The sequence below is a fragment of the Acidovorax sp. KNOB132 genome, assembly GCF_057541515.1.
In genome coordinates this window covers 1-1514 of record NZ_BAAJYT010000500.1, presented here as the reverse complement: position 1 = coordinate 1514, position 1514 = coordinate 1, and the positions used below count along the sequence as shown (strand labels likewise).

The following is a 1514-nucleotide window of genomic DNA, read 5'->3' as shown; positions in this document are numbered from 1 at the left end:
GTCCAGCCCCACGCCGACGGGCCGGCCGCGAGCTGGCTGAGTTCGTGCCACAGCAGCAGCAGCACGCCCCCGGCCGCGCCGCCACGCCCGCCCAGGCGCGCGGCGCCAGGCGGTGGCCGAAGCACAGCGCGCCCAGCACGGCCGAGAAGATCGGCATGGTGTAGCCCAGGATGGCCGCGCGCCCGCTGGACAGCGACGGAATGGCCGTGATGCTGAAGGCGTGCCACAGCACCATGTTGACGAGCCCCAGGCCCGCCAGCGGCAGCCAGTACCTGCGCGGCACGGCGAACGGCGCCTTGAGCAGCACCAGCGCCAGGGCCAGCACCGGCAGGCCGAGCCACAGCGAGATCGCGCGGAACGCCAGCGGCGGAAAGCCCGCCACGCCGAGCTTCATGACCGGCCAGTTGAAGCCCCAGATGAGGGTGACGAGGATCAGGGCGACGAGCTGGCGGGGGGACAGGGCAGGCATGCGCGGCATTGTGCCGGGACGGACGCGGCGGCGCTCGCGGCGCCACCGGCGGCCCCGCCCCCTAAAATCGCGCCCCATGACCTTCATCGACATGCTGCAGGGCGCGGCCGCGCAGAACGACTCCATGCTGTGCGTGGGCCTGGACCCCGAACCCGACCGGTTTCCCGCAGCGATGCGCGGCGACGCCCGCAAGATCTACGACTTCTGCGCCGCCATCGTCGATGCCACCGCCGACCTGGCCTGCGCCTTCAAGCCGCAGATCGCCTATTTCGCCGCGCACCGCGCCGAAGACCAGCTCGAACGCCTGATGGCCCACATGCGCGCCACCGCGCCGCACGTGCCGGTGGTGCTGGACGCCAAGCGCGGCGACATCGGCTCCACCGCCGGGCAATACGCCCGAGAGGCCTTCGAGCGCTACGGCGCCGATGCGGTGACGCTCTCGCCCTTCATGGGCTTCGATTCCATCGAGCCCTACCTGGCCTACCACGGCAAGGGCGCCTTCCTGCTGTGCCGCACCTCCAACCCGGGCGGCGACGACCTGCAAAGCCAGCGTCTGGCCAGCGTGGACGGGCAGCCGCTGCTGTACGAGCACGTCGCGCGCCTCGCCCAGGGCCCGTGGAACACCAACGGCCAGCTGGGCCTGGTGGTGGGCGCCACCTACCCGGCCGAGATCGAGCGCGTGCGCGCCCTGGCGCCCACGTTGCCGCTCTTGATTCCCGGCGTGGGCGCGCAGGGCGGCGATGCGGCGGCCACGGTGCGGGCCGGGCGGCGAGAGGGCGACCGATCCTCGTGAACTCGTCCCGCCGCGATCCTGTACGCGGCCGATGGCGAGGGCTTCGCCACAGCCGCGCGCGCCGTGGCCTTGGCCACGCGGGACACGTTGAACGCCGCCCGCGCCTGAGCGCCGCGCGCCCCGCCGCCCCTTCGCTCAAACACCGCCGGCCATGCAGCTCAAGTGGCTGGAAGACTTCATCGTGCTGGCGCAGGAGCGCAGCTACACGCGCGCGGCCGAGCTGCGCCACGTGACGCACCCGGCCTTCGGGCG

Annotated in this window: 1 protein-coding gene and 2 pseudogenes; 2 read left to right on the top strand and 1 reads right to left on the bottom strand. The window is 73.1% G+C overall.

The features are described from left to right. Nucleotides 1-469 (bottom strand): annotated as a pseudogene (locus AC27IO_RS24125) (EamA family transporter); the annotation flags it as partial. Between the two features lie 76 nt (nucleotides 470-545). Between AC27IO_RS24125 and pyrF the strand changes: the two are divergent. Beyond that, nucleotides 546-1370: pseudogene (gene pyrF, locus AC27IO_RS24120) on the top strand (orotidine-5'-phosphate decarboxylase). A 43-nt stretch (nucleotides 1371-1413) separates the two neighbouring features. Then, nucleotides 1414-1514: LysR family transcriptional regulator (locus AC27IO_RS24115; RefSeq protein ID WP_498741198.1), on the top strand; the 101-nt coding region annotated here is incomplete at its 3' end.